Below are 22,632 nucleotides of genomic sequence, written 5' to 3' on the forward strand. Positions count from 1 at the left end.
CCGGCCGATGATGAAATGAGCACGTGGACACTGACAACCAGCGAGATTAGGCACATGAGTGAGCAGGGCAAGCACGACACCACGGACGTCGTGGCGTACATGAATCGTCTGGGGCACGCAGCGCGCGCGGCAAGCGTCGTGATGCGTCGCGTCGACAGCGGCATCAAGAATCGTGCTCTGCAGACCATGGCGCGTCTGATCGATGAGCGTCGCGAGACACTGGCAGAGGCCAACGCCGAGGACCTGACGCGTGCACGCGCCAATGGGCTCTCGGAGGCGATGGTCGATCGTCTCGCGCTGACGCCGGCGCGTATCGACGGCATGATCGAAGGGCTCGAGCAGGTCGCGGCGCTGCCGGACCCGGTCGGCGAGGTCGATGGGCTGCGCTCGCGTCCGAGCGGCATTCAGGTCGGCCACATGCGCGTGCCGCTGGGCGTGATCGGCATCATCTTCGAGTCACGCCCCAACGTGACCATCGAGGCGGCCAGCCTGTGTCTGAAGTCCGGCAATGCCTGCATCCTGCGCGGTGGCTCCGAGGCCGCGTCCAGCAACCGTGCGCTGAGCGAGATCATCAGCGAGGCGTTGGTGCTCTCCGCGCTGCCGGCCACTGCAGTGCAGGTCGTCGCCACCACGGACCGCGCCGCGGTCGGTGAGCTGATCGCGATGCCCGAGTTCGTCGACGTCATCATTCCGCGCGGTGGCAAGAGCCTCATCTCGCGTATCTCGCGTGATGCGCGCGTGCCGGTCATCAAGCACCTCGATGGCATCTGCCACGTCTATATCGATGCCACGGCTGACCTGGCGATGGCGGTCCGGATCGCCGAGAACGCCAAGACCCACCGCTACGGCACCTGCAACACCATGGAGACTCTGCTGGTCGATGCGCCGGTTGCCGCCGAGGTCCTGCCGCGTATTGCCGAGCGTCTGGCGGCACATGAAGTCGAGATTCGCGGTTGCGAGCGTACCTGCGAAGTGCTGCCGCAGGCCGTGGCCGCCAGTGCGGAAGACTGGGATACCGAATACCTGGCGCCGATTCTGGCGATTCGCATCGTGGATGGCGTCGATGAGGCGATGTCGCATATCGAGCGTCACAGCTCCGGGCACACCGAGGCCATCATCACCGAGAACTATGCGCTGGCGCGCCGTTTCATGGCGGAAGTCGATTCCAGCTCGGTGATGGTCAACGCCTCCACCCGCTTCGCCGATGGCTTCGAATATGGCCTGGGCGCCGAGATCGGCATCTCCACCGACAAGCTGCATGCGCGTGGCCCGGTCGGGCTTGAGGGCCTGACGACCCGCAAGTACATCGTGTTCGGTGATGGGCAGATTCGCCAGTGAAGGACCAGGTCTCACCCGCCGAGGATCAGGTCGCGCCCGCGCAGACCTTGACGAACGAGCAGACTTTGACGAACGAGAGGACCCTGACGAACGAGCAGGCCCTGTCGCCCGAGGCGCTGGAGGATACCCAGCGCCCCTTGAATGCCGATGGTCTCGCGCAGGAGCGTGAGGCCGTGCATCACGGCACCGAGTCGGCACATGACTCACGCTCAAGGACTGACACGGCAGCGGAGCCGGGCTTCGAGGGCTGCCTCGGCCCGGTACCGCGTGTCGCCATGCTCGGCGGAACCTTCGATCCCATCCATCACGGCCATCTGCGCAGTGCCATCGAGCTGCGCGAAGCGCTGGGGCTGGACCATGTGCTGCTGGTGCCTTCGCATCAGCCGCCGCATCGCGCCGCGCCCGGCGTCAGCAGTGACCAGCGGCTGGCGATGCTGGAAGCCGCGATAGAGGCAGAGCCGGGCCTCAAGGCCGATGGGCGTGAGCTGCTGCGCGATGGCCCCTCCTACAGTGCCGACACCCTGGCCAGTCTGCGTGCCGAATATGGCCCGCAGGCGCGGCTGGTGATGGCCATTGGCCATGACGCCTTCCTCAAGCTCGGGGAATGGCATGCCGCCGACCGTCTGTTCGATGATGCCCATGTGGTGGTGATCGAGCGGCCGGACCATGATGCACCGCTGCCCCGGGCGCTCGAAGCGTTGATCCAGGGGCGCGAGGTCGACTCGGTGGCGGCCTTGATGGCGCGCCCGGGTGGCCACCTGTTGCGCCTGTCGCTGCCGACGCGCATGGCCATCAGTGCCACCTTCGTGCGCGAGCGCCTCGCGCTGGGTGACAGCGTGCGCTACCTGCTGCCGGAAGCGGTGATCCGTCATATCGAAGCGCATGGCCTCTATTGTCCGTCATCGACCTGAGCCCATCATCAGCCTGAGTCCATCATCGAGCTGTGCCCATCATCGAGCTGAGCGTTGTGGCTCTGAACGTCTTGTCGCGTGCGAGCGTGGCATCATGAGAGGGGGCGTCGCTGCCGCGATCCGCATCGCCGTGCGTGGCGCCCCTTTGGCGAGTAAATGACGATGCCCATAGGCGCGCGCATCGCCAACGGGTAGAATGCGCCCCCTGCCGAACAAACTCCCGAGGAATCATGCAGACCGAAGCTCTTAAAAACCTGGTTGTCGACGCCCTTGAAGAACTCAAGGCCCAGGAAATCAGCGAGATCAATGTCTCCAAGCTGACCAGCGTCACCGATGTGATGGTGATCGCGACCGGTACGTCCAGCCGCCATATCTCCGCGCTGGCCAACAACGTGCAGGTCACCGTGAAAGAAGCCGGCGTCAAGCCGCTGGGCTGTGAAGGCGACAACGGCTCCGACTGGGTGCTGCTGGATCTGGGCGATGTCGTCGTCCACGTCATGCTGGCCGAAACCCGTGCCCTGTACGACCTCGAGCGCCTGTGGAGCGATCTGCCCCGCGAAACGCGTGAAGAGTACGAGCAGAGCCACTGATCCTGCCAGCCTGACCCGACGGGTTGCTCGTCGGGGCATGCCAACCGCGCGTTACGTCCTTGCCGGTCGCGATGTCGCGGGCAGGAAGTATCCGATGGAAGGACTGCGGGCTCGCCCGTCGTTCTGACACAGCACGGGACAGGACATGAAGATCCGAGTTTTGGCGGTCGGGCAGAAGATGCCGGACTGGGTGGAGAAGGGTAGCCGGGAATATCTCAAGCGCATGCCGCGGGATTTTTCGCTTGAGTTCATCGAGCTGGCGCCCGGCAATCGCGGCAAGAATGCGGACATCGCCCGTGCCATGGCCAGTGAAGGCGACCGGATGCTTGAAAAACTCAAGGGAAATGAACATGTTGTCGCCCTTGATGTCCTAGGTAAGGCCTGGAGTACCGAGCAGCTTGCCCAGCATGCCGATGATTGGCGGCTGGGAGGGCGAGACGTGGCCATCCTCATCGGTGGTCCGGATGGACTCGACCCACGCCTGCTGGCACGTGCCGATCAGCGCTGGTCGCTCTCGGCACTGACGCTGCCGCACCCCCTGGTGCGCATCGTGCTGGCGGAACAGCTTTACCGCGCCTGGACATTGCTGGTCGGGCACCCCTATCACCGGTAAGCGCCTGCCGCTTGCGACACGACACTGGTTGCGAGACCCGCCATGCGCCAACGCCGGGCGACGATAAAGAATCCTCAACAGGAAGTGCGGATCTTTCGCCTTCGCAGCATCGTGGCTGCCGGCCTTGTGCTGGTGCTGGCCGGATGTCTGCTGGCGCGGCTGCTCTTCCTGCAGGTCGTGGAACACGACATCTATACGACGCGCTCGGACAAGAACCGTGTGCGTGTCGAGCCCTTGCCGCCTACGCGCGGCTTGATCTATGACCGCAATGGTCAGCTGCTCGCCGAAAACCGTCCCAACTACAATCTCACCATCGTGCGCGAACGCGCCGGTGATCTCGAGACGACGCTTGAGCGCCTGGTCGAGATTCTCGATCTGCCGCCCGATGAAGTCGAAGACTTCAAGGAACGCTCGCGTCAGCGTCAACGCCCCTATCAGCCCGCCTTGTTGATGAGTGAATTGAGTCAGGAGCAGATCGCGCGTCTGGCCGTCAATCGCTATCGCCTGCCCGGCGTCGAGGTCGAGGCGCAGCTGCTGCGCTACTACCCGGACGCCAAGCCGCTGTCGCATACCCTGGGGTACGTGGGGCGCATCAATCAGGCCGAGCTCAAGACCCTCGACAAGGGCAACTATTCGGGCACCCACTTCATCGGCAAGACCGGTATCGAGCGCTTCTATGAAGAGGAGCTGCACGGTCAGGCGGGCCTGCGCAAGGTGGAAACCAATGCGCGGGGCCGCGTGCTGCGTGAGCTGTCGCGGATCGATCCGGTGCCGGGCAAGGACCTGACGCTGACCATCGACCGCGGCCTGCAGGATCTCGCCTATCGGCTGCTCAAGGGGCGACGTGGTGCCATCGTGGCCATCGAGCCTAAGACGGGCGACATCCTGGCGATGGCCTCCGTGCCGGGCTTCAACTCCAATGAGTTCGTCACCGGCATCAGCGTCAAGAGCTATCGTGCGCTGCAGAATGATATCGACCTGCCGCTGTTCAATCGTGCCATTCGCGGCCAGTACCCGCCGGCCTCGACCGTGAAGCCCTTCATGTCGCTGGCGGGGCTGGAGAACGGTGCCATCACCACCAGCACCACCTTCTACGACCCCGGCTATTTCCAGCTGCCCAATGACAGCCACAAGTATCGCAACTGGCTGCGCTGGGGGCATGGGCGCGTCAACATGCGGCGTGGCATTGCGGTGTCCAATGACACCTTCTTCTACAACGTCGCCTATCGCCTGGGGATCGACCGCATCAGCGAGTACATGCACAAGTTCGGCTTCGGTGAGCAGACGGCGCTGGATGTGCAGGGCGCGCTGCCCGGTCTGATGCCGTCCAAGGAATGGAAGCGCAATCGCTACGACAAGCCCTGGTACCCCGGCGAGACCATCTCCATCGGTATCGGTCAGGGCTACTGGCTTGCCACGCCGTTGCAGCTCGCCTCGGCGGAGGCCGTGCTGGCCAATCGCGGCAGGCACGTGACGCCTCACCTGGCCAAGCGCATCGGTGACGAGACGGTATTGTTGCCCAGAAGCGAGGAGAAGCCGGATGTGGTGCTGGACAATCCGGCGTGGTGGGACGATGTCATCTCCGCCCTCGAGGACGTGGTCAGCGGGCGAGAAGGCACGGCCCGCAAGTATGTCGGGCCCGGCCTCAAGTACCGCATGGCCGGCAAGTCCGGTACCGCGCAGGTCTTCACCCTCGGACAGGACCAGAAATACAACGGCAAGGAGCTCGCGGAGCGTCTGCGTGACCACGCCCTGTTCGCCGCCTTTGCGCCGGTCGAGCACCCGGAGATCGCCGTCTCCGTGGTGATCGAGAACGGCCAGGGCGGCAGCTCCGTGGCCGGCCCGATGGCGCGCGCCGTCACCGATTACTGGCTGTTGCCGCGCATTGACCCCGAGGCGCGTGAGGCGGCGCTCACGCTGGCTGCCGCTCTGGCACCCCCGGAGGCACCGGCGGGCGAGGGTGAGCAAGGAGAGAACGATGCCGACTGATTATCAGCGCTCGATGCGTGGTGTAGGTGGAGATCTCAGTCATCGCCGCCGCACCAGCCTGTGGGAGCGTATCCACCTCGACCCCTGGCTGTTGCTGTTGCTGCTGGCCGTGCTCGGCTGCGGGCTGATCGTGCTCTACAGCGCCAGTGGCCAGGATATCGACTTCACGCTGCGCCAGGCCTCACGTCAGGCGCTGGCACTGGTGATCATGATCGGGCTCGCCCAGCTGTCACCCGCGACGCTTTACCGCTGGGCGCCGGTCGCCTATGGCGCCGGCTTCCTGATGCTGGTGGCGGTGGAGGTGCTGGGGGATGTCGGCATGGGCGCCCAGCGCTGGCTGGTCATCCCCGGGGTGGTGCGCTTCCAGCCCTCTGAGCTGATGAAGCTGGCGATGCCGATGATGGTCGCCTGCTGGCTCGGGCAGCGCCCGCTGCCCCCTCGCTGGCGAGACTTGGCCATCTGCGCCGTGATCATCGTCGCGCCGGTGCTGCTGATCGCGCGCCAGCCGGACCTCGGCACCTCGTTGCTGGTCGCCGCGGCGGGGGTGTTCGTGATCCTGCTGGCGGGGCTTTCCTGGAAGCTGATCGCCTTCTTCGGCGCCTTGATCGCCTCGGCATTGCCGCTTCTGTGGATGGTGATGCACGACTATCAACGTCGCCGTGTGCTGACATTCCTCAATCCGGAGTCTGATCCGCTCGGCGCGGGCTGGAACATCATCCAGTCCAAGACGGCCATCGGCTCGGGCGGCATCTTCGGCAAGGGCTATACCCTGGGGACCCAGTCCCAGCTCGAGTTTCTGCCGGAGCGCCATACCGACTTCATCGTCGCGGTCATCGGGGAGGAGTTCGGCCTGATCGGCATGAGCTTCTTCCTGGGGCTCTACGTGCTGATCGTGCTGCGCGGGCTGGTGATGTCCAACAATGGCCAGGACAGTTTTGCTCGGCTGACGGGGGGCGCGATCATCCTGACGTTCTTCGTCTACGTCTTCGTCAACATCGGCATGGTATCGGGTATCTTGCCGGTCGTTGGCGTCCCGTTGCCGCTGGTCAGTTATGGTGGGACCTCCAGCGTGACCTTGCTGGCAGGCTTCGGTATTCTCATGAGCATTCATACCCACCGGCGCCTATTGTCGCGATGACGTGGCGGCCAGTTGCCGAGTGGCAAGGACATTCGCGAGCCCAAGCTCGCAGACAGGCAAGGAGAGAGTCGATGACGGTGATCAATGCGCGTGGGCGACGTCTGAAGCACTGGGGCGCAGCCCTGGTGATGGTGGCACCGCTGCTGGGAATGTCAGGCGTGGCCAAGGCGGCGCCTGATGGCTTCGCCCCGGCGACTCACCCGGAAACGGCCAAGCTGGTCGACGAGCTGGTGGCCAAGGGGCTGGATCGCGATCGCGTGACCGAGCTGATGAACCAGGCCGATTACAGCCAGAAGGTGCTGGATGCCATGTCGCGTCCGGCGGAAGGTCATCTGCGCTGGGACCAGTACCGCGCCATCTTCATGAAGCAATCACGCATCGAAGCCGGTGTGAAGTTCATCGCCGAGCATCGTGAGACCTTCGATCGCGCCCAGGCCGAGTATGGTGTGCCCCCGGAAGTCATCGCCGCCATCATCGGTGTCGAGACCTTCTTCGGCAAGCACACCGGCACTCACCGCGTGATCGATTCACTTTCCACGCTGGCCTTCGATCACCCGCGTCGCGGCAAGTTCTTCCGTGGCGAGCTGGCGGCCTTCCTGCAGCTGACGATTGAGCAGGGCATCGACCCGCTCTCCATCAAGGGCTCCTACGCCGGCGCGATGGGCTATCCGCAGTTCATCCCGACCAGCTATCAGGCCTATGCGGTCGATTTCGATGGCGATGGCGTGCGTGATCTGTGGCACAACCCGGTCGATGCCATCGGCAGCGTCGGCAACTACTTCGCGCGTCATGGCTGGAAGGCCGGTGCGCCGGTGGTCAGCGCCGCGGATGGTCCCGGGACGCCGCCGTCCTCCGTCACCTTCAACAAGACGAAAAAGCCGTACATGAGCGTTTCCGCGCTCGAGGCGGCCGGTGTCCAGGTGGCAGACGACGTGGCCGGCAATACCCAGGTGATTCCGTTGGCGCTGGACCTGAAGCAGGGCTATCGCTACGCCGTCGGCTTCGACAACTTCTACGTCATCACGCGCTACAACCACAGCCACATGTATGCGATGGCCGTCGATGAGCTCTCCCGGGCGATCAAGCGTCGTCTCGAGGACGGAGGTGCGGGATGAGCTGGTCACGCGCGCTACCGCTGACCCTCGCGCTTGCCCTGCTGGCCGGCTGTGCCAGCAGTGGGGGTGGCACCCAGGTCAGTGATGGTGCCTCGGCGAGCACCGGCAAGAAGGCGGGCAAGAATGGCCGCTACGAGATGGACAGCGATGCCTATCCCGATGATGCGCCGGATGTCTCGGCGGTGCCCGATGAGGTGCCACGTGTCGAACCCTATACCCGCAGCGGCAATCGCAGCGAGTACGAGGTATGGGGCAAGACCTATCGCGTGATGGATGATCCGCGCGGGTACGTGGCCGAGGGCACTGCTTCCTGGTACGGCAAGAAGTTTCATGGCTACGCCACCGCCAGTGGCGAGATCTATGACATGTACACCATGACGGCGGCCCACAAGTCGCTGCCATTGCCGACCTATGCGCGTGTCACCAATTTGGACAACGGCAAGCAGGTCATCGTCAAGGTCAACGACCGCGGCCCCTTCCATGAAGACCGCCTGATCGACCTGTCCTACAGCGCGGCATGGCGACTGGACATGCTGGGCCACGGTACCGGGCACGTGCGTGTCGAGACCCTCGACGCCACGACCTGGAAGCCGGGCCCGAGTCCGACCCAGGGCACAGCAGAGTCCGAGCGTCTGCTGGCGCGCAGCCAGGCGGTGCGCCGCGAGCAAGGCATTGCCGGGCTTGACGCGATGCAGGCAACCGGCGGTTCCGTGGCCTCGAGCGCTTCCGGCGCGAGCGTTGCCGCCAAGCCCGTGGTAGCCTCTGCTGCGCCGAGCAGCACGTCCTCCGTGGCGAACGGGGAAGCTACCTTCCTGCAGGTCGCGGCGGTCAGTGATCTGAGCAAGGCCGACAGCATTCGTGCCAGTGTCAGCTCCCGTCTGGGACGTCCGACTCGCGTGCTGGGCAGCGGCGACCTCTACAAGGTTCAGGTCGGCCCGCTGGAAGACAATGTCCGTATTGAATCGCTCAAGTCGGCGCTGGCCGATGCTGGCTATGCCGGGGCCTTCAGCGTCACGGCAGAGCGATAAGGGCCGCAGGCCCGTTTTCATCCATCATGCGCTTCGTGAAGAGGCGCAACCTGGCCGAGGCGCAAGCCTCGGCTTATGCATGAGTGTCAAAGAGATTCCAACATGTCCCTGAAAGCCCGACTTCTTCCTCTTCGGCGTCGATTCTCCGCGCTGATGGCGGCCAGCGGCATTGCGCTGTTCGCAGGCGTTGCCGCCACCCCGGCCCACGCCATCGAGACGGATACCCTGATTCCGGCGGCGCCGCAGCTGGCGGCTTCTTCCTGGATCCTGATGGACGCCAATTCCGGGCGCATCCTGGTCGAGCACAACGCCGACAAGCGCCTGCCGCCGGCCAGTCTGACCAAGATGATGACGGCCTACCTGGTCGAGAGCGAGATGGACGACGGCAAGCTGAGCCCGGACGAGAAGGTCCGCATCAGCGTCAATGCCTGGAAGACGGGTGGCTCGCGCATGTTCATCCGCGAAGGCACCAGCGTCACCGTCGATGACCTGCTGCACGGTGTCATCATCCAGTCCGGCAACGACGCCAGCGTCGCGCTGGCCGAGCGCATCGGCGGCAGCGAAGGTTCCTTCGCCGACCTGATGAACCAGCACGCCAAGCGTCTGGGCATGAAGAACACCCATTACATGAACGCCACTGGCCTGCCGCACGCGGAGCATTACTCCACGGCGCACGACCTGGCGATTCTGGCGCGTCGCATCATCAAGGACTACCCGGATCACTACGAGATCTATTCCCAGAAGTACTTCACCTGGAATGGCATCAAGCAGCCGAACCGCAACAAGCTGCTGTGGCGTGACAAGGATGTCGATGGCCTGAAGACCGGCCACACCGAAGAAGCCGGCTACTGCCTGGTGGCATCCGCCAAGAAGGAAGATACCCGCCTGATCAGTGTCGTGATGGGTACCAAGTCCGAAGAGGCGCGTGCGCAGGAATCCCAGAAGCTGTTGACCTACGGCTTCCGTTACTTCGAGAGCAAGAAGCTCTATGACAAGGGCGCGGTGCTCAATCAGGCGCGTGTCTGGGGTGGCGAGAAGGACCAGGTGCGTCTGGGCATGGCTCAGGACGTCTTCCTGACCGTGCCGAGTGGCCAGGCTGACAAGCTGACCGCGCGTCTTGATCTCAAGGACACCATCAAGGCCCCGGTTCAAGCCGGCGAGCAGTACGGTACCCTGCAGATCAAGCTGGACGACAAGGTGCTGGCCGAAGAACCGCTGGTCGCACTGGAGCCGGTGGAGCAGGGCGGCCTGTTCAAGCGTCTGTGGGATGCCCTGATGCTGTTCTTCCACGGCCTGTTCAACTGAGTCAGTCGTCTGGCTGTGCGAAGTGACGCGGCCGATGACATGATTCAGTGATGACAGTGGGGCGTGCGTGCTGGCGGTGCCAGGCGCGCGCCCCTGAATATCGCGGTCGTGTACTCAACAAAGGGCGATCCGGCTGACGGATCGCCCTTTGTTGAGTAGAATGGTCGGAAATAGAGTTACCTGAAGGGCTATCCCCATGGCCAAGACGCCAGCAGCTGGTGGGCAGACGCCCCCGAAGATTGAATTCCCGTGTGATTTCTCCCTCAAGATCGTCGGCACCGCCGCAGAAGATCTCGTCGAAGTGGTCTGCAATATCCTGGAAGTGCATGCGCCGGGCTTCGATGCGACGGCCATCACCTGGCAGGACAGCAAGAACGGCAACTACCGCAGCATCCGTGTGGTGATCCGTGCCACCGGTACCGATCAGCTGGATGCGCTGCACCGTGACCTCAAGGCCACCGGTCGCATCCACATGGTGCTGTGATCCAGGCATGAAACGCTGGATTTCCTTGTCTTGCGCCTTGATGACAGGAGCGCATGCATGAACACGATTCACGTCTACCACCTCGGCCTCAAGGCCTATGATGAGGTGTGGTCGGCCATGCGCCACTTCACCGATACGCGTGCGGCCGATGCGCCGGACGAGCTGTGGGTGGTGGAGCACCCGCCGGTCTTTACCCAGGGCCAGGCGGGCAAGCCGGAGCATCTGTTGATGCCGGGCGACATTCCGGTGGTGCAGACCGACCGTGGCGGCCAGGTGACCTATCATGGGCCCGGCCAGCTGGTGCTCTACCCGCTGCTCAACGTCAAGCGGGGCGGCATCGGCGTTCGCCAGCTGGTGACGGCGCTGGAAGAGACGGTGGTGGCGGCGATGGCCGAGCATGGCATCGAGGCCTATCCGCGTCCGGACGCGCCTGGCGTCTATGTGAAGAAGTCGGCGCAGCGTGGCGATGACCCGCGTCGTTCGATGGAAGAGGCCAAGATCGCCTCGCTGGGACTGCGCATCCGGCGTGGTTGCAGTTTCCATGGCGTGGCGATCAATCTGGACATGGACCTCGCGCCCTTCGGGCGCATCAATCCCTGCGGCTATGCCGGCATGGCGATGACCCAGCTGCGCGATCTCGTTCGCGCACCGGTGGATCTTGCCAGCGAGCGTGACCGCCTGGTGCGTTGTCTGGGCGCAAGCCTGGGCGATGTGACCCTGACTCCGGTGAGCGGCCTGCCCGCGGCACTGGCTGACATTTCTCGAACAGCAGGACAGAACTGATGACCGAGACCATCGCTACCACGAAGCCCGCTCCCTCCGCTGCTCCTGCCCGCAAGGAGCGTGGCGTGAAGTTGCGCGGCGCCGAGAAGGTTGCCCGCATTCCGGTCAAGGTGATTCCCACCGAGACCTTGCCCAAGAAGCCGGACTGGCTGCGTGTGCGCATGCCGGCCTCGCCGGAAGTCACGCGCATCAAGCAGACGCTGCGCAAGCACGGCCTGCACACGGTCTGTGAAGAAGCCTCCTGCCCGAACCTGGGCGAGTGCTTCAGTGGCGGCACCGCGACCTTCATGATCATGGGTGACATCTGCACCCGTCGTTGCCCGTTCTGCGACGTGGCGCACGGTCGCCCCAACGCGCTGAATGCCGACGAGCCGCGCGAGCTGGCCGAGGCCATCGCCGAGATGCGCCTGAATTACGTCGTCGTGACCTCCGTCGACCGTGATGACCTGCGCGACGGTGGCTCCAACCACATCGCCGAGTGCATCCGCGAGATTCGCGAGAAGTGCGATGGCACCGAGATCGAAGTGCTGGTTCCGGACTTCCGTGGCCGCATGCAGGTCGCGCTGGACGTGCTCGAGCAGACGCCGCCGGACGTCTTCAACCACAACCTGGAAACCGTGCCGAGCCTTTATCGTCGCGTGCGTCCGGGTGCCGACTACCAGTGGTCACTTGATCTGCTCAAGGGCTACAAGGAGCGTCGTCCGGAAGTGAAGACCAAGTCCGGTCTGATGCTGGGTGTCGGCGAGACTGACGAGCAGGTGCTCGAAGTCATGCAGGACCTGCGCAACCACGGTGTCGACATGCTGACCCTGGGTCAGTACATGCAGCCGTCGCGCAACCACCTGCCCATCGACCGCTGGGTGCACCCGGACACCTTCGATTGGCTCGGCCAGAAGGCGCGCGAGATGGGCTTCTCGCATGTCGCCTCCGGCCCGCTGGTGCGCTCTTCCTACCACGCCGACAAGCAGGCGCACGGTGTGGAAGTGAAGTAAGCCGCACTGCTGACATGACGTCAGTTGCCTGAACGAAAAAACCGCCATGGAGCTTGTCTCCATGGCGGTTTTTTCATGTGGCTTGCGCCATCAGGGCGCTATGTTCATTGCTCGGTCGCCAGCGGCAGGCAGGCCACGCTGTGCCCGGGGATGGGCTCCATCGGCGCGCTGAAGTGAGCATTGAGTTCCGGCAGCAGCTCGCGCACGAAGCGCAGGAACAGCTCGGTGACCGGCGTGGGGTAGCGGTCCTTGGGGTAGACGGTGCACCAGCTGCGTCTGAGCGGGAAGCCCGGCAGCGAGGGCGAGGCCAGCAAGCCTGAGGCCAGCTCGAGCTGAACCGACAGTCGCGGCAGGATCGCCACGCCCAGGTGCGCCATCACGCCTTGCTTGATGGCCTCATTGGAGCCCAGCTCCAGCGTATGGCGCAGTGAAACGCGCTCGCGTGCGGCGAACTCCTCGAAGGCGGTACGCGTGCCGGAGCCGGGTTCACGCATCAGCATGTAGTACTGCGCGAGGTCTTCCAGGGTGATGCCCTTGACCTCCAGCAGCGGATGACCGGGCCAGACGACGGGGATCAGCTCGTTGTCGAGAATCGGCATGAAGGCCAGATTGGCGTCATCCGGCACCATGCCCATGATCACCAGATCATCGCGCCGCTCGGCGAGGCGCTCGAGCGCCTGACCACGATTGCAGACGCGCAGGCGCACCGACACTTCCGGATACCGCGCCCGAAAGCGCGCCAGAATATGCGGCACCACGTACTGAGCGGTGGACACGGCAGCCAGATTGAGCTCGCCGCGGATGGTGCCGGCGATCTCCGACAGCTCCATCTGCAGGCTCGAGACCTCGCCGAAGATCGACTGCACCGAGTTCGCCAGGGCATCAGCCGCCGGCAGGATATGTAGCGTCTTGCCGGCATATTTGAACAGCGATTGCTCGAGTGCCTGCTCCAATTGACGAATCTGGGCACTGACGGCGGGTTGCGTCAGGCCAAGTTGCTCGGCCGCACGGGAGTAGGACTGTTGGCGATGAACCGCTTGGAACACCTGTAACTGTCTGAAAGTTAAGCGATTCAACAAGTTTGGACGCGACATGACACACCCAGTCATAAGGTTTTACTTATAGATTGGCAAAAAAATATCAACTTTTCTATTGGTCTCTCGCTGGGTAGCGTGGAACGCATGCTACCTCGTGTCTGTCAGCGCCGTTGTCGCGTCTGGCGGTCAATGACAAGTGCACGACCAGAGCACCACAACAAGATCACGCGTCACGTCCGGGAGAGTCACCATGTTTCGCAAGTTGCTGATTGCCAACCGAGGGGAAATCGCAGTGCGCATTGTACGCGCCTGTGCCGAGATGGACATCCGCTCAGTCGCTGTCTACACCGAACCTGATCGTTTCTCCTTGCACGTCAAACGCGCCGATGAAGCGCATTTCATCGGCGAAGACCCGCTGGCCGGCTATCTGGATGCCCGCCGCCTGGTCGATCTCGCGCGCGAGACCGGCTGTGACGCCATCCATCCGGGTTACGGATTCCTGTCGGAGAACGCCGAATTCGCGGCCATCTGTGAAGCGGCGGGTATCGCCTTCGTGGGGCCGGCCAGCAGTGTCATCGCCCGCATGGGTGACAAGACCCAGGCCCGTGATGCCATGAAGGCGGCCGGCGTGCCGGTGACGCCGGGCTCGGCAGGCAATCTGGCCGATGTCGAGGAGGCGCTGAGTGTCGCCGAGCAGGTCGGCTACCCCGTCATGCTCAAGGCTACCTCAGGCGGTGGGGGGCGCGGTATCCGGCGTTGTGATGATGCTCATCAGCTCGAGCAAGCCTGGGGTCGTGTGATCTCGGAAGCCACCAAGGCCTTCGGCAGTGCCGATGTGTTCCTCGAGCGTTGCGTGGTCGACCCGCTGCATATCGAGGTGCAGATCCTGGCCGACAATCACGACAACGTGATTCATCTGTTCGAGCGTGACTGCTCCATCCAGCGTCGCAACCAGAAGCTGATCGAGATCGCTCCCAGCCCGCAGCTGACACCGGAGCAGCGCTCCTACGTCGGTGAGATGGCGGTACGTGCCGCCCGCGCCGTCGGCTATCGCAACGCCGGTACCGTGGAGTTTCTGGTCAAGGGCAACGAGATCTACTTCATGGAGATGAACACTCGCGTGCAGGTGGAGCACACCATCAGCGAGGCCATCACCGGCGTGGACATCGTGCGCGAGCAGATCCGCATCGCCTGGGGCCACAAGCTGGCCTTCCGTCAGGAAGACATTCGCCATCACGGCTATGCGATCCAGTTCCGCATCAACGCCGAGGACCCCAAGAACGACTTCCTGCCAAGCTTCGGGCGCATCACGCGCTACTACGCGCCGGGCGGGCCTGGCGTGCGTACCGATACCGCGATCTATACCGGCTACACCATCCCGCCGTATTTCGACTCCATGTGTCTGAAGCTCATCGTGTGGGGGCTGACCTGGGAAGAGGTCATCAATCGTGGTTCACGTGCCCTCAATGACATGCGTCTGCAGGGCGTTAAGACCACGGCGCCTTACTATCAGGAAATCCTCAAGCACCCTGATTTCCGCAATGCACACTTCGATACCGGCTTCGTGGCCGCTCACCCGGAATTGACCCAGTACTCGGTCAAGCGCCTGCCGGAACAGACGGCGCTGGCGATCGCGGCGGCCATCGCGGCCCACGCCGGTCTCTGATGCGCACCTGATGCCCCTGATGTCGTGAATCTTCCCTGATCTTCCCCCGGTTCACGTAGCCAACAATTAGAAGGACCCCAGACATGACAGCTGCAACTCCCAACACTCCCGCCGTCGATCACGCCGAGCGCGTCAAGGTCACCGAAGTCGTGCTGCGCGATGGCCACCAGTCATTGATCGCGACGCGCATGCGCACCGAGGACATGCTGCCGATTGCCGCGCGGCTCGATCAGGCCGGTTTCTACAGTCTCGAAGTGTGGGGCGGCGCGACCTTCGATGCCTGCGTGCGTTTTTTGAAGGAAGACCCCTGGGCGCGTCTGAAGGCGCTCAAGGAAGCCATGCCCAATACCCCGCTGCAGATGCTGCTGCGCGGCCAGAACCTGCTCGGCTATCGTCACTACGCCGATGACGTGGTGGAGGCCTTCGTCGAGCGCGCTGCGGCAGGTGGCATCGATATCTTCCGTGTCTTCGATGCCCTGAATGACCTGCGCAACATGGAAACCGCCATGCGCGCGGTCAAGAAGGCCGGCAAGCACGCCCAGGGCACCATCTGCTACACCGTGAGCCCGGTGCATACGCTGGAGATGTACGTCGAGCAGGCGCGCAAGCTGGTCGAGATGGGTGCCGATTCCATCGCCATCAAGGACATGGCCGGCCTGCTGACGCCGTACGCGACCTATGACCTGGTCAGCGCGCTGGTCGAGGCGGTCGAGGTGCCGGTCCACCTGCACAGCCACGCCACGGCGGGCCTGGCGCCGCAATGCCAGATCAAGGCCGTCGAGGCGGGCTGTCGCCACATCGACACCTGCATCTCGGCCTTCGCCGGCGGCACCAGCCATCCGGCCACCGAATCCTTCGTGGCCTCGCTGCGCGGCACCCAGTGGGATACCGGCCTTGAGCTGGAGTCGCTGCGCGAGATCGGTGATTACTTCCACGAGGTGCGCAGCAAGTATTCGGCCTTTGAGAGCGAATTCACCCGCGAGGATGTCTCGGTCCAGATCAGTCAGATCCCCGGCGGCATGATGTCCAACCTGGCCAGCCAGCTGAAGGAGCAGAACGCCCTGGAACGCATCCGTGAGGTCTTCGATGAGATCCCGCGTGTGCGTGCCGATCTCGGCTATCCGCCGCTGGTCACCCCGACCTCGCAGATCGTCGGCACCCAGGCGGTTCTCAACGTGCTGACCGGCGAGCGCTACAAGAGCATCACCAACGAGGTGAAGCGCTACCTGCAGGGCGGTTATGGCCAGGCGCCGGCACAGGTCAACGAAGAAGTCCGCTCACGTGCCATCGGCAACGCGCCGGTGGAAGTCGGGCGCCCGGCCGACCTGCTCGCGCCGGAGATGACGCGCCTCACCGAGGAGCTGGGCGAGCTGGCCGAGTCCCCCGAGGACGTGCTGACCTTCGCCATGTTCCCGGAGCTGGGACGTGACTTCCTCAATGAGCGCCGTGCCGGCACGCTCACACCGGAAATCATCCCCCAGGGCGAGGCGGAGCGTCCGGTGACCTCTGGCGTGCCGACCGAATTCGTCATCGACGTGCACGGCGAGTCCTACGCGGTGCAGATCACCGGCGTCGGCGGCGCCAAGGGCAGCAAGCGTCACGTCTATCTGACCCTGGACGGCATGCCGGAAGAGGTGGTGTTCGAGGCCAAGGACGATTACGTGGCGGGCGGCCAGAGCGGCGGACGTGCCAGCGCCTCGGCGCCGGGCCATGTCACCACCGCGATGCCGGGCAACATCGTCGAGGTGCTGGTCGCGGTCGGTGACAGCGTCACCGCGGGCCAGTCGGTGCTGATCAGTGAGGCGATGAAGATGGAGACCGAGATCGCCGCGCGTGTCGACGGTACCGTCAAGGCCATTCATGTCGCGCGTGGCGATCGTGTCACGCCGGGGGAAGTGCTGATCGAGATCGCGTGATGGCAGCGGCGGCGAGGTTGCAAAATCTGGCCGCCGTCACCATCTGACAGCTATACGATCACCAGGGGCGGCCGGGCATCTTCGAGGCTCTGCCGTCCTTTCCTGTGGAAGGACCAACATGGCAACACATTTCGAGCAGGTTCCCGGACTGAGTGAGCAGATTGACCCGGCCACCCGTGGCTACGTCTTCAACCAGACCATGCTGCGCATCAAGGACCCCGAGCGCAGCCTGGATTTCTACACCCGCGTGCTGGGCATGCGTCTGGTGCGCAAGCTCGACTTCCCGGAAATGCAGTTCAGCCTCTATTTCCTCGCCTATCTGGATGACGACCAGGCCAGTGAAGTGCCCGGTGATGACCTCAAGCGCACCACCTACACCTTCGGGCGTGAGGCGATGCTGGAGCTGACCCATAACTGGGGCACCGAGAATGACCCGGACTTCGCCTACCATGACGGCAACGCCCAACCGCAGGGCTTCGGCCATATCGGGGTCAGCGTGCCGGATGTCTACGCGGCTGCCGAGCGTTTCGAGTCGCTGGGCGTCGAGTTCGTCAAGCGCCCCGATGATGGCAAGATGAAGGGACTGGCCTTCGTGAAGGACCCCGATGGCTACTGGATCGAGATCCTGCGCGCCGATACCTTCGAGCGTCAGGCCAACGGCGAAGCCTGAGGCAGGCCGCCGCTGTAAACAACCGCCACCGCCGGCATGCCCGGGGTGGCGGTTTTTCGTTTCTACGAAACCCCACGTTGCAGGGGTGTCAGCGGCATTCGCTTGCTGCAATGATGAGGTCTGACTGACACTCGCAAGGCGCTCATTATTGATGGTCCTTGAGATCGATCGCCCATGACGAAAGAGGAGACAGCTATGTCCGAGAATGCACAGCGGTTGAGCGGCAAGGTGGCGGTAGTCAGTGGGGCTTCACGCGGGATCGGTGCCGGGATCGCGCAGCGCCTGGCGGCGGACGGCGCTCACGTCATCGTCAACTATCGCAGCGACAGTGATGGCGCCTTGCAGGTCGTGACGGATATCGAGTCGCGGGGCGGCAAGGCGATCGCCGTACAGGCCGATGTCGGTGTCAGCAGCGACGCGGCACAATTGTTCACCGAAGCCCGGCGCGTGTACGGCGGCGTGGATATCCTGGTCAACAATGCCGGCATGAGCATCTACAAGCCCATCGCCGATTTCACGGATGACGACTTCGCCCACCTGATGCAGGCCAATCTGACCGGCTCCTTCAATCTGATGCGTGAGGCGGCGCGGCATCTGCGCGATGACGGACGCGTGATCAACATGTCCACCTCGGTGACGCGGCAGATGTTCGCGACCTACGGGCCCTATGCGGCTTCCAAGGCCGCGGTGGACCAGCTGACGCGGGTGCTGGCCAAGGAAGTCGGCGAGCGAGGCATCACGGTCAATGCCGTGGCGCCGGGCCCGACGGACACCGGCCTGTTTCGTCATGGCAAGAGTGAAGAGACCATCGAGCGCCTCAAGGGCATGGCGGCGCTGGGGCGCATTGCGGACCCGCAGGATGTCGCAGCCGTGGTGGCCTGGCTTGCCAGCGAAGATGCCGGCTGGGTAAGTGGTCAGGTCATCGGTGCCAATGGCGGCTTTGCCTGAGGTCACCGAGGTGGGTTTTGCCTAACACCGCCCATGTTTGCGGCTATGCTGTTGTCAGGATGAGGTTTGTTCAGACATTGGCATGAGGGGCTGGTATGAAGGTGACAGCTAGCGAAGTCCACGGCGATATCTCGCCGCAGGGCGTGATCCCGGCTCCCGATGGTTTGCGCGTGGGTTATCCCGGGCACCTTGGGGGTTACTCGCGCGAGTGCGCGCTCAAGCTCTATGCCAACGACGCCCAGCTCAAGGCTTACGCAGGCATCGATGAGGTCATCAGGGCGCTGGCGGAAGGCGAGATCGATACCGCCGTGGTGCCCTGGTCGCGTGGGCATCAGCGTCCGGTGCGCACCACGCATCAGGCGCTGGCATTCTGGACGGGCATCTGCGTCGAGCGGCGCGTCTTCCGTGCCATCAGTCTCAGTCTGCTGGGGCCGCCCGGGGCTTCGCCGTCGGCGGTGAGGCGTATCGTGGCACGCGAGGCCCTGTTCGAAGAGTGCGATGCCTGGTTGCAGCAGAACCTGCCTGAGGTCGAGCGGGTGGAGTGTCTGCACATGGCGGATGCGCTGGACATGGCAGAGAGTCGCAGCGATACGCTGGCCATCGCGCCGCCATCGCTGGCGCGCCGCCCGGGGCTTGTGTGCCTCGCCCAGCGCATCGAGGATGACCCCGGCCGTGTGGCGCAATTCGCGGTGCTGAGGCGTGACCACTCGCGGGTGCGCGGCCAGTGCTTTTCCTGTGATGCCACGGTGGATGAAGGGCAGGGCAACGCCGTGCTGTCCGGTACCAGCGAGCCCGCCGGGTGAGGGTCGCCGCTCGGCCCTGAGTTCCGTTATGCTGAAGGCCATTCGTCATCAGAGGCCTTTTTGCATGGTGTCTTCCGACCAGCGCTCATCTACATCCTCCGCATCCTCTACACCAGAGACGCAGGACGCCGCGACTTCATCCGATGCCGCGGCGTCCTGCGTGGTGCAACGCATTCCTGCCACTCCCGCCGAGTGGAAGACCCCCGGCGAGCTTGATGCCCGCCTGCCGGTGCGGCCGGCCGTGGTGCCGATCTCGCTGCCGACGGCCGGGCTGATCATCGTCGATGAGATCAACGGCTTCTGTCAGGTCGCAGGCGGTGCGCTGGCGCCTCAGACGCCCAATGCTCAGGTCAGCAGGATGATCGCCCTCAGCGATACGCTGGCGCGGACCTTCAGTGAGCGCAATCGCCCCTTGCTGGCCTTCATTGATTCCCATGCGCCGGGCAAGCCGGAGCCGCCTTATCCCGCCCATTGTGAGCAGGGCAGCGGCGAGGATGAGCTGGTGGCGGAACTTGCCTGGCTGGAGGAGGAGCCGCAGGCCACGCTGGTGCGCAAGGACTGCATCAATGGCTATGTCGGCGCGATTGATCCCCATACCCAGGTCAATGCGCTGCAGGAGTGGGTGAGCGACGAAGGGCTGGAAACCCTGGTCGTGGTAGGCATCTGTACCGATATCTGCGTGATGGACCTGGTATTGACGTTGCTGTCGGCGCGCAATCACGGCCTGCTGGGCAAGGTGCGTGACATCGTGGTGCTGGAGCCCGGCTGTGCCACCTACGACCTGCCGGCCGAAGTGGTCGCGCAGCTGGGGCTCCCCGATACGGCGACGCATCCCCAGGCAGACAGTCATCACATCGGGCTTTACTGCATGGCGGCGCGTGGTGCGGTGATCGCCAGTCAGCTTGAGCTGACTTCTTGAGCTGACTTCTTGAACAGATCTTGTGAGCTACTGTTATGGATTGAGCTGCGTCTCTCGAATAGCGTCGCCGGATAGAGGGATAGCGGGATAGCGGGATAGCGGGATAGCGGGATAGCGGGATAGCGGGATAGCGGGATAGCGGGGAAGTGGAGAGAGAAAGAGCTGGGAAGGTGGCAGGAAGGCAGCAATTTCGTCAGATGCCGCGCAGGCAATACTGCCCGTCTGCGCAAAAGGTAGTTTGATTACAACATCTGGCCATGAAAACGCCGCCTCTCTTGCGAGCAGGCGGCGTTTTCATGGGGCGACATCCAGCGTCATTCAGGCGCGGGTGCTGACCCAGTCATTGGCGTCCGGCACGGCCACTTCGACTTCCTCGGAGATCAACTTCGAGTGGAAGAGGAAGTCCGCGCTGGCCGCATTGCTGGCGACCGGCACGTTCCACAATGCCGCCAGGCGCAGCAGCGCCTTGACGTCAGGATCGTGCGGCATCGGCGCGAACGGATCCCACAGGAAGACCAGCAGGTCCAGATTGCCTTCGGCGATGCGCGCGCCGATCTGCTGATCACCGCCCAGCGGGCCGCTCAGCAAGCCCTCGACCTCGAGGCCCAGCTCCTTGCTGATGCGGCGGGCTGTGGTGCCCGTGCCCAGCAGCTGGTGGCGGGACAGCTCATCGCGCCAGCGATTGGCCCACGCCAGCATTTCATCCTTCTTGCCATCGTGCGCCACCAGCGCAATGCGCTTGCGTGCTGGCAGGGTGCGCCGTGCCTGGCGCTTGGGTCGTTGTTCGCTCATTCCCTGACCTCCTGAGGATGGGGCAATGTCGCTGGCCTCCCGCCCTGAAAGGCCCGGGGCGGGAGGCCAGCGAGGCCGATCAGTCGATGGTGCTGCCGACAGTGACGATCTTCATGGTGTTGGTGCCGCCATGTGCGTTCATCTGGTCACCACGGGTCAGGATCACCAGGTCACCGCGAGTCGCGATGCCACGGGCTTCCAGCTCCGCGATGGCGCGACGATTGATTTCTGCCGCCGGCAATTCGCTGGAATCGAAGGGCAGTGACACCACACCACGGTAGAGGGCCATGCGACGCTGGGTCTTCTGGTCCTGCGCCAGGCCGACGATGGGCAGGCCAGAGCGGATGCGCGAGGCGATCAGCGGGGTATAGCCGGATTCCGTCATGCACACGATGGCCACGACACCAGTCAGGTGGTTGGCGGCATACATCGCGGACAGCGCGATGGTCTCGTCGGTCTTGCTGAAGCCTTCGTGGATGCGGTGCTGGGATTCCTGCGCGGCACGCTCACGTTCGGCGCCCAGGCAGACGCGATCCATGGTCTCGATGGTCTCGACCGGGAAGTCGCCGGCGGCGGTCTCGGCCGACAGCATCACGGCGTCGGTGCCGTCGAGCACGGCATTGGCGACGTCGAAGACTTCGGCGCGGGTCGGCAGCGGCGCGCTGATCATGGATTCCATCATCTGGGTGGCCGTGATGACCACGCGGTTGAGGCTGCGCGCGCGGCGGATCATGCGCTTCTGCACGCCGATCAGCTGAGCATCGCCAATCTCGACGCCCAGATCGCCACGCGCCACCATCACGCCTTCACTGGCGAGGATGATGCCATCCAGCACGGCGTCGTCGGCCACGGCTTCGGCGCGCTCGACCTTGGCGATCAGGCCGATGTCACGACCTTCCTCGCCCAGCAGTTCACGTGCCAGCTGCATGTCGGCGCCGCTGCGCGGGAAGGACACGGCCAGATAGTCGACGCCGATATCGATGGCGGTCTTCAGGTCAGCCTTGTCCTTGTCGGTCAGGGCTTCGGCAGACAGGCCACCGCCTTGCTTGTTGATGCCCTTGTTGTTGGACAGCTTGCCGCCGACCTTGACGGTGGTGTGGATCTCGTTGCCCTTGAGCTCATTGACCTCAAGCACCACACGGCCATCGTCGAGCAGCAGCACGTCGCCCGCGACCACGTCATCGGCCAGTTCCTGGTAGTCACAGCCGACACGCTCGACGGTACCTTCATCACGGCCCAGGCCGATATCGAGGATGAACGGCTGGCCTTCGCTCAGCTTGACGGCGGTATCCTTGAAGCGCGCGATGCGGATCTTCGGACCCTGCAGGTCGCCCAGTACGGCGACGCTGCGGCCCTGGGCGGCAGCGGCCTGACGTACGGCCTCGGCGCGCATGCGGTGGTCTTCGGGGCTACCGTGGGAGAAGTTGAGGCGTACCACATCGACTCCGGCACGAATCATCGCGTCGAGCACACCCGGCTTGTCACTGGCAGGGCCGAGAGTGGCGACAATCTTGGTGCGGCGGATCGGGCCGTTGAACGCGTGCGGCATGAAAGCATACTCCTTGAACACTGGCGTGATGGACTGGCTGAAAACG

General features: G+C 64.0%; 21 protein-coding genes. 18 read left to right on the forward strand and 3 right to left on the reverse strand.

The window, feature by feature from the left end:
• The first annotated feature begins 54 nt into the window (after nt 1–54).
• The 12 genes from QD356_RS01250 (at nt 55) to lipA (ending at nt 12,286) form a co-directional block, all read left to right on the forward strand.
• Nucleotides 55–1,338, forward strand: coding sequence for a glutamate-5-semialdehyde dehydrogenase (locus tag QD356_RS01250; RefSeq protein WP_192838403.1), 1,284 nt, complete (start codon nt 55–57; stop codon nt 1,336–1,338).
• Between the two features lie 275 nt (nt 1,339–1,613).
• On the forward strand, nt 1,614–2,249 hold the full coding sequence (gene nadD, locus QD356_RS01255; RefSeq protein ID WP_107336631.1) for a nicotinate-nucleotide adenylyltransferase: 636 nt from the start codon (nt 1,614–1,616) through the stop codon (nt 2,247–2,249).
• Nucleotides 2,250–2,479: 230 nt separating this feature from the next.
• Nucleotides 2,480–2,839 (forward strand): ribosome silencing factor, encoded by a 360-nt coding sequence (gene rsfS, locus QD356_RS01260; RefSeq protein WP_043331961.1) that lies wholly within the window; start codon nt 2,480–2,482, stop codon nt 2,837–2,839.
• Nucleotides 2,840–2,984: 145 nt separating this feature from the next.
• Nucleotides 2,985–3,452, forward strand: coding sequence for a 23S rRNA (pseudouridine(1915)-N(3))-methyltransferase RlmH (gene rlmH, locus QD356_RS01265; protein WP_043331959.1), 468 nt, complete (start codon nt 2,985–2,987; stop codon nt 3,450–3,452).
• A gap of 42 nt (nt 3,453–3,494) precedes the next feature.
• Nucleotides 3,495–5,441, forward strand: a complete 1,947-nt coding sequence (gene mrdA / locus QD356_RS01270; protein WP_192838404.1) for a penicillin-binding protein 2 — start codon at nt 3,495–3,497, stop codon at nt 5,439–5,441.
• Nucleotides 5,431–6,579: a rod shape-determining protein RodA gene (rodA, locus tag QD356_RS01275; protein ID WP_043331958.1), complete on the forward strand. Its 1,149-nt coding sequence runs from the start codon at nt 5,431–5,433 to the stop codon at nt 6,577–6,579. Before mrdA ends, rodA begins: the two co-directional genes overlap by 11 nt.
• 71 nt (nt 6,580–6,650) lie before the next feature.
• On the forward strand, nt 6,651–7,694 hold the full coding sequence (mltB, locus tag QD356_RS01280) for a lytic murein transglycosylase B (RefSeq protein ID WP_043331956.1): 1,044 nt from the start codon (nt 6,651–6,653) through the stop codon (nt 7,692–7,694).
• Nucleotides 7,691–8,722 (forward strand): septal ring lytic transglycosylase RlpA family protein, encoded by a 1,032-nt coding sequence (locus tag QD356_RS01285; RefSeq protein ID WP_192838405.1) that lies wholly within the window; start codon nt 7,691–7,693, stop codon nt 8,720–8,722. Before mltB ends, QD356_RS01285 begins: the two co-directional genes overlap by 4 nt.
• Nucleotides 8,723–8,824: 102 nt before the next feature.
• Nucleotides 8,825–10,027: a D-alanyl-D-alanine carboxypeptidase family protein gene (locus tag QD356_RS01290; RefSeq protein WP_054555032.1), complete on the forward strand. Its 1,203-nt coding sequence runs from the start codon at nt 8,825–8,827 to the stop codon at nt 10,025–10,027.
• A 196-nt stretch (nt 10,028–10,223) separates the two neighbouring features.
• A complete protein-coding gene (locus tag QD356_RS01295; protein ID WP_043331948.1) occupies nt 10,224–10,511 on the forward strand; it encodes a DUF493 domain-containing protein in 288 nt (95 codons plus the stop codon).
• A 57-nt stretch (nt 10,512–10,568) separates the two neighbouring features.
• Complete coding sequence (lipB, locus tag QD356_RS01300) at nt 10,569–11,294, forward strand: lipoyl(octanoyl) transferase LipB (protein ID WP_082388119.1); 726 nt, start codon at nt 10,569–10,571, stop codon at nt 11,292–11,294.
• Nucleotides 11,294–12,286, forward strand: a complete 993-nt coding sequence (gene lipA, locus QD356_RS01305) for a lipoyl synthase (RefSeq protein WP_052384342.1) — start codon at nt 11,294–11,296, stop codon at nt 12,284–12,286. Before lipB ends, lipA begins: the two co-directional genes overlap by 1 nt.
• A 104-nt stretch (nt 12,287–12,390) precedes the next feature.
• Here the strand turns inward: lipA and QD356_RS01310 are convergent, their stop codons facing one another.
• Nucleotides 12,391–13,380 carry a LysR family transcriptional regulator gene (locus QD356_RS01310; protein ID WP_043331946.1) on the reverse strand — a complete coding sequence of 330 codons (990 nt, stop codon included), beginning with the start codon at nt 13,378–13,380 and terminating at the stop codon, nt 12,391–12,393.
• 193 nt (nt 13,381–13,573) lie between these two features.
• Between QD356_RS01310 and QD356_RS01315 the strand changes: the two genes are divergently transcribed.
• The 6 genes from QD356_RS01315 to QD356_RS01340 all read left to right on the forward strand — a co-directional run bounded on the left by QD356_RS01315 (nt 13,574) and on the right by QD356_RS01340 (nt 20,245).
• Complete coding sequence (locus QD356_RS01315) at nt 13,574–14,989, forward strand: acetyl-CoA carboxylase biotin carboxylase subunit (RefSeq protein ID WP_043331944.1); 1,416 nt, start codon at nt 13,574–13,576, stop codon at nt 14,987–14,989.
• An 83-nt stretch (nt 14,990–15,072) separates the two neighbouring features.
• Complete coding sequence (oadA, locus tag QD356_RS01320) at nt 15,073–16,905, forward strand: sodium-extruding oxaloacetate decarboxylase subunit alpha (protein ID WP_192838406.1); 1,833 nt, start codon at nt 15,073–15,075, stop codon at nt 16,903–16,905.
• Between the two features lie 118 nt (nt 16,906–17,023).
• Nucleotides 17,024–17,575, forward strand: coding sequence for a lactoylglutathione lyase (gene gloA / locus QD356_RS01325; RefSeq protein ID WP_166019255.1), 552 nt, complete (start codon nt 17,024–17,026; stop codon nt 17,573–17,575).
• A 195-nt stretch (nt 17,576–17,770) separates the two neighbouring features.
• Nucleotides 17,771–18,523 carry an SDR family oxidoreductase gene (locus tag QD356_RS01330; protein WP_192838407.1) on the forward strand — a complete coding sequence of 251 codons (753 nt, stop codon included), beginning with the start codon at nt 17,771–17,773 and terminating at the stop codon, nt 18,521–18,523.
• Between the two features lie 95 nt (nt 18,524–18,618).
• Nucleotides 18,619–19,326, forward strand: a complete 708-nt coding sequence (locus QD356_RS01335) for a prephenate dehydratase domain-containing protein (RefSeq protein WP_192838408.1) — start codon at nt 18,619–18,621, stop codon at nt 19,324–19,326.
• Nucleotides 19,327–19,390: 64 nt separating this feature from the next.
• On the forward strand, nt 19,391–20,245 hold the full coding sequence (locus QD356_RS01340) for an isochorismatase family protein (protein ID WP_192838409.1): 855 nt from the start codon (nt 19,391–19,393) through the stop codon (nt 20,243–20,245).
• A gap of 318 nt (nt 20,246–20,563) precedes the next feature.
• On the opposite strand, the gene QD356_RS01345 is transcribed toward QD356_RS01340, so the two are convergent.
• Nucleotides 20,564–21,037: a methylglyoxal synthase gene (locus QD356_RS01345; protein ID WP_054555025.1), complete on the reverse strand. Its 474-nt coding sequence runs from the start codon at nt 21,035–21,037 to the stop codon at nt 20,564–20,566.
• A gap of 79 nt (nt 21,038–21,116) precedes the next feature.
• Entirely contained in the window at nt 21,117–22,586 is a 1,470-nt protein-coding gene (gene pyk / locus QD356_RS01350) for a pyruvate kinase (protein WP_043331933.1), read from the reverse strand.
• Nucleotides 22,587–22,632 lie beyond the last annotated feature (46 nt).

Source organism: Cobetia sp. 2AS (genome assembly GCF_029846355.1).
Lineage (GTDB): Bacteria > Pseudomonadota > Gammaproteobacteria > Pseudomonadales > Halomonadaceae > Cobetia > Cobetia amphilecti.

What these genes read in the sequence shown, in the direction of transcription:
- oadA (WP_192838406.1), top strand. Translation starts at nt 15,073, where the DNA reads ATGACAGCTGCAACTCCCAACACTCCCGCCGTCGATCACGCCGAGCGC.
- QD356_RS01315 (WP_043331944.1), top strand. Translation starts at nt 13,574, where the DNA reads ATGTTTCGCAAGTTGCTGATTGCCAACCGAGGGGAAATCGCAGTGCGC.
- nadD (WP_107336631.1), top strand. Translation starts at nt 1,614, where the DNA reads ATGCTCGGCGGAACCTTCGATCCCATCCATCACGGCCATCTGCGCAGT.
- QD356_RS01310 (WP_043331946.1), bottom strand. Translation starts at nt 13,380, where the DNA reads ATGTCGCGTCCAAACTTGTTGAATCGCTTAACTTTCAGACAGTTACAG.
- QD356_RS01330 (WP_192838407.1), top strand. Translation starts at nt 17,771, where the DNA reads ATGTCCGAGAATGCACAGCGGTTGAGCGGCAAGGTGGCGGTAGTCAGT.
- pyk (WP_043331933.1), bottom strand. Translation starts at nt 22,586, where the DNA reads ATGCCGCACGCGTTCAACGGCCCGATCCGCCGCACCAAGATTGTCGCC.
- lipB (WP_082388119.1), top strand. Translation starts at nt 10,569, where the DNA reads ATGAACACGATTCACGTCTACCACCTCGGCCTCAAGGCCTATGATGAG.
- QD356_RS01340 (WP_192838409.1), top strand. Translation starts at nt 19,391, where the DNA reads ATGGTGTCTTCCGACCAGCGCTCATCTACATCCTCCGCATCCTCTACA.
- gloA (WP_166019255.1), top strand. Translation starts at nt 17,024, where the DNA reads ATGGCAACACATTTCGAGCAGGTTCCCGGACTGAGTGAGCAGATTGAC.
- lipA (WP_052384342.1), top strand. Translation starts at nt 11,294, where the DNA reads ATGACCGAGACCATCGCTACCACGAAGCCCGCTCCCTCCGCTGCTCCT.
- mltB (WP_043331956.1), top strand. Translation starts at nt 6,651, where the DNA reads ATGACGGTGATCAATGCGCGTGGGCGACGTCTGAAGCACTGGGGCGCA.
- QD356_RS01345 (WP_054555025.1), bottom strand. Translation starts at nt 21,037, where the DNA reads ATGAGCGAACAACGACCCAAGCGCCAGGCACGGCGCACCCTGCCAGCA.
- QD356_RS01290 (WP_054555032.1), top strand. Translation starts at nt 8,825, where the DNA reads ATGTCCCTGAAAGCCCGACTTCTTCCTCTTCGGCGTCGATTCTCCGCG.
- QD356_RS01285 (WP_192838405.1), top strand. Translation starts at nt 7,691, where the DNA reads ATGAGCTGGTCACGCGCGCTACCGCTGACCCTCGCGCTTGCCCTGCTG.
- rlmH (WP_043331959.1), top strand. Translation starts at nt 2,985, where the DNA reads ATGAAGATCCGAGTTTTGGCGGTCGGGCAGAAGATGCCGGACTGGGTG.
- QD356_RS01250 (WP_192838403.1), top strand. Translation starts at nt 55, where the DNA reads ATGAGTGAGCAGGGCAAGCACGACACCACGGACGTCGTGGCGTACATG.
- mrdA (WP_192838404.1), top strand. Translation starts at nt 3,495, where the DNA reads ATGCGCCAACGCCGGGCGACGATAAAGAATCCTCAACAGGAAGTGCGG.
- rodA (WP_043331958.1), top strand. Translation starts at nt 5,431, where the DNA reads ATGCCGACTGATTATCAGCGCTCGATGCGTGGTGTAGGTGGAGATCTC.
- rsfS (WP_043331961.1), top strand. Translation starts at nt 2,480, where the DNA reads ATGCAGACCGAAGCTCTTAAAAACCTGGTTGTCGACGCCCTTGAAGAA.
- QD356_RS01335 (WP_192838408.1), top strand. Translation starts at nt 18,619, where the DNA reads ATGAAGGTGACAGCTAGCGAAGTCCACGGCGATATCTCGCCGCAGGGC.
- QD356_RS01295 (WP_043331948.1), top strand. Translation starts at nt 10,224, where the DNA reads ATGGCCAAGACGCCAGCAGCTGGTGGGCAGACGCCCCCGAAGATTGAA.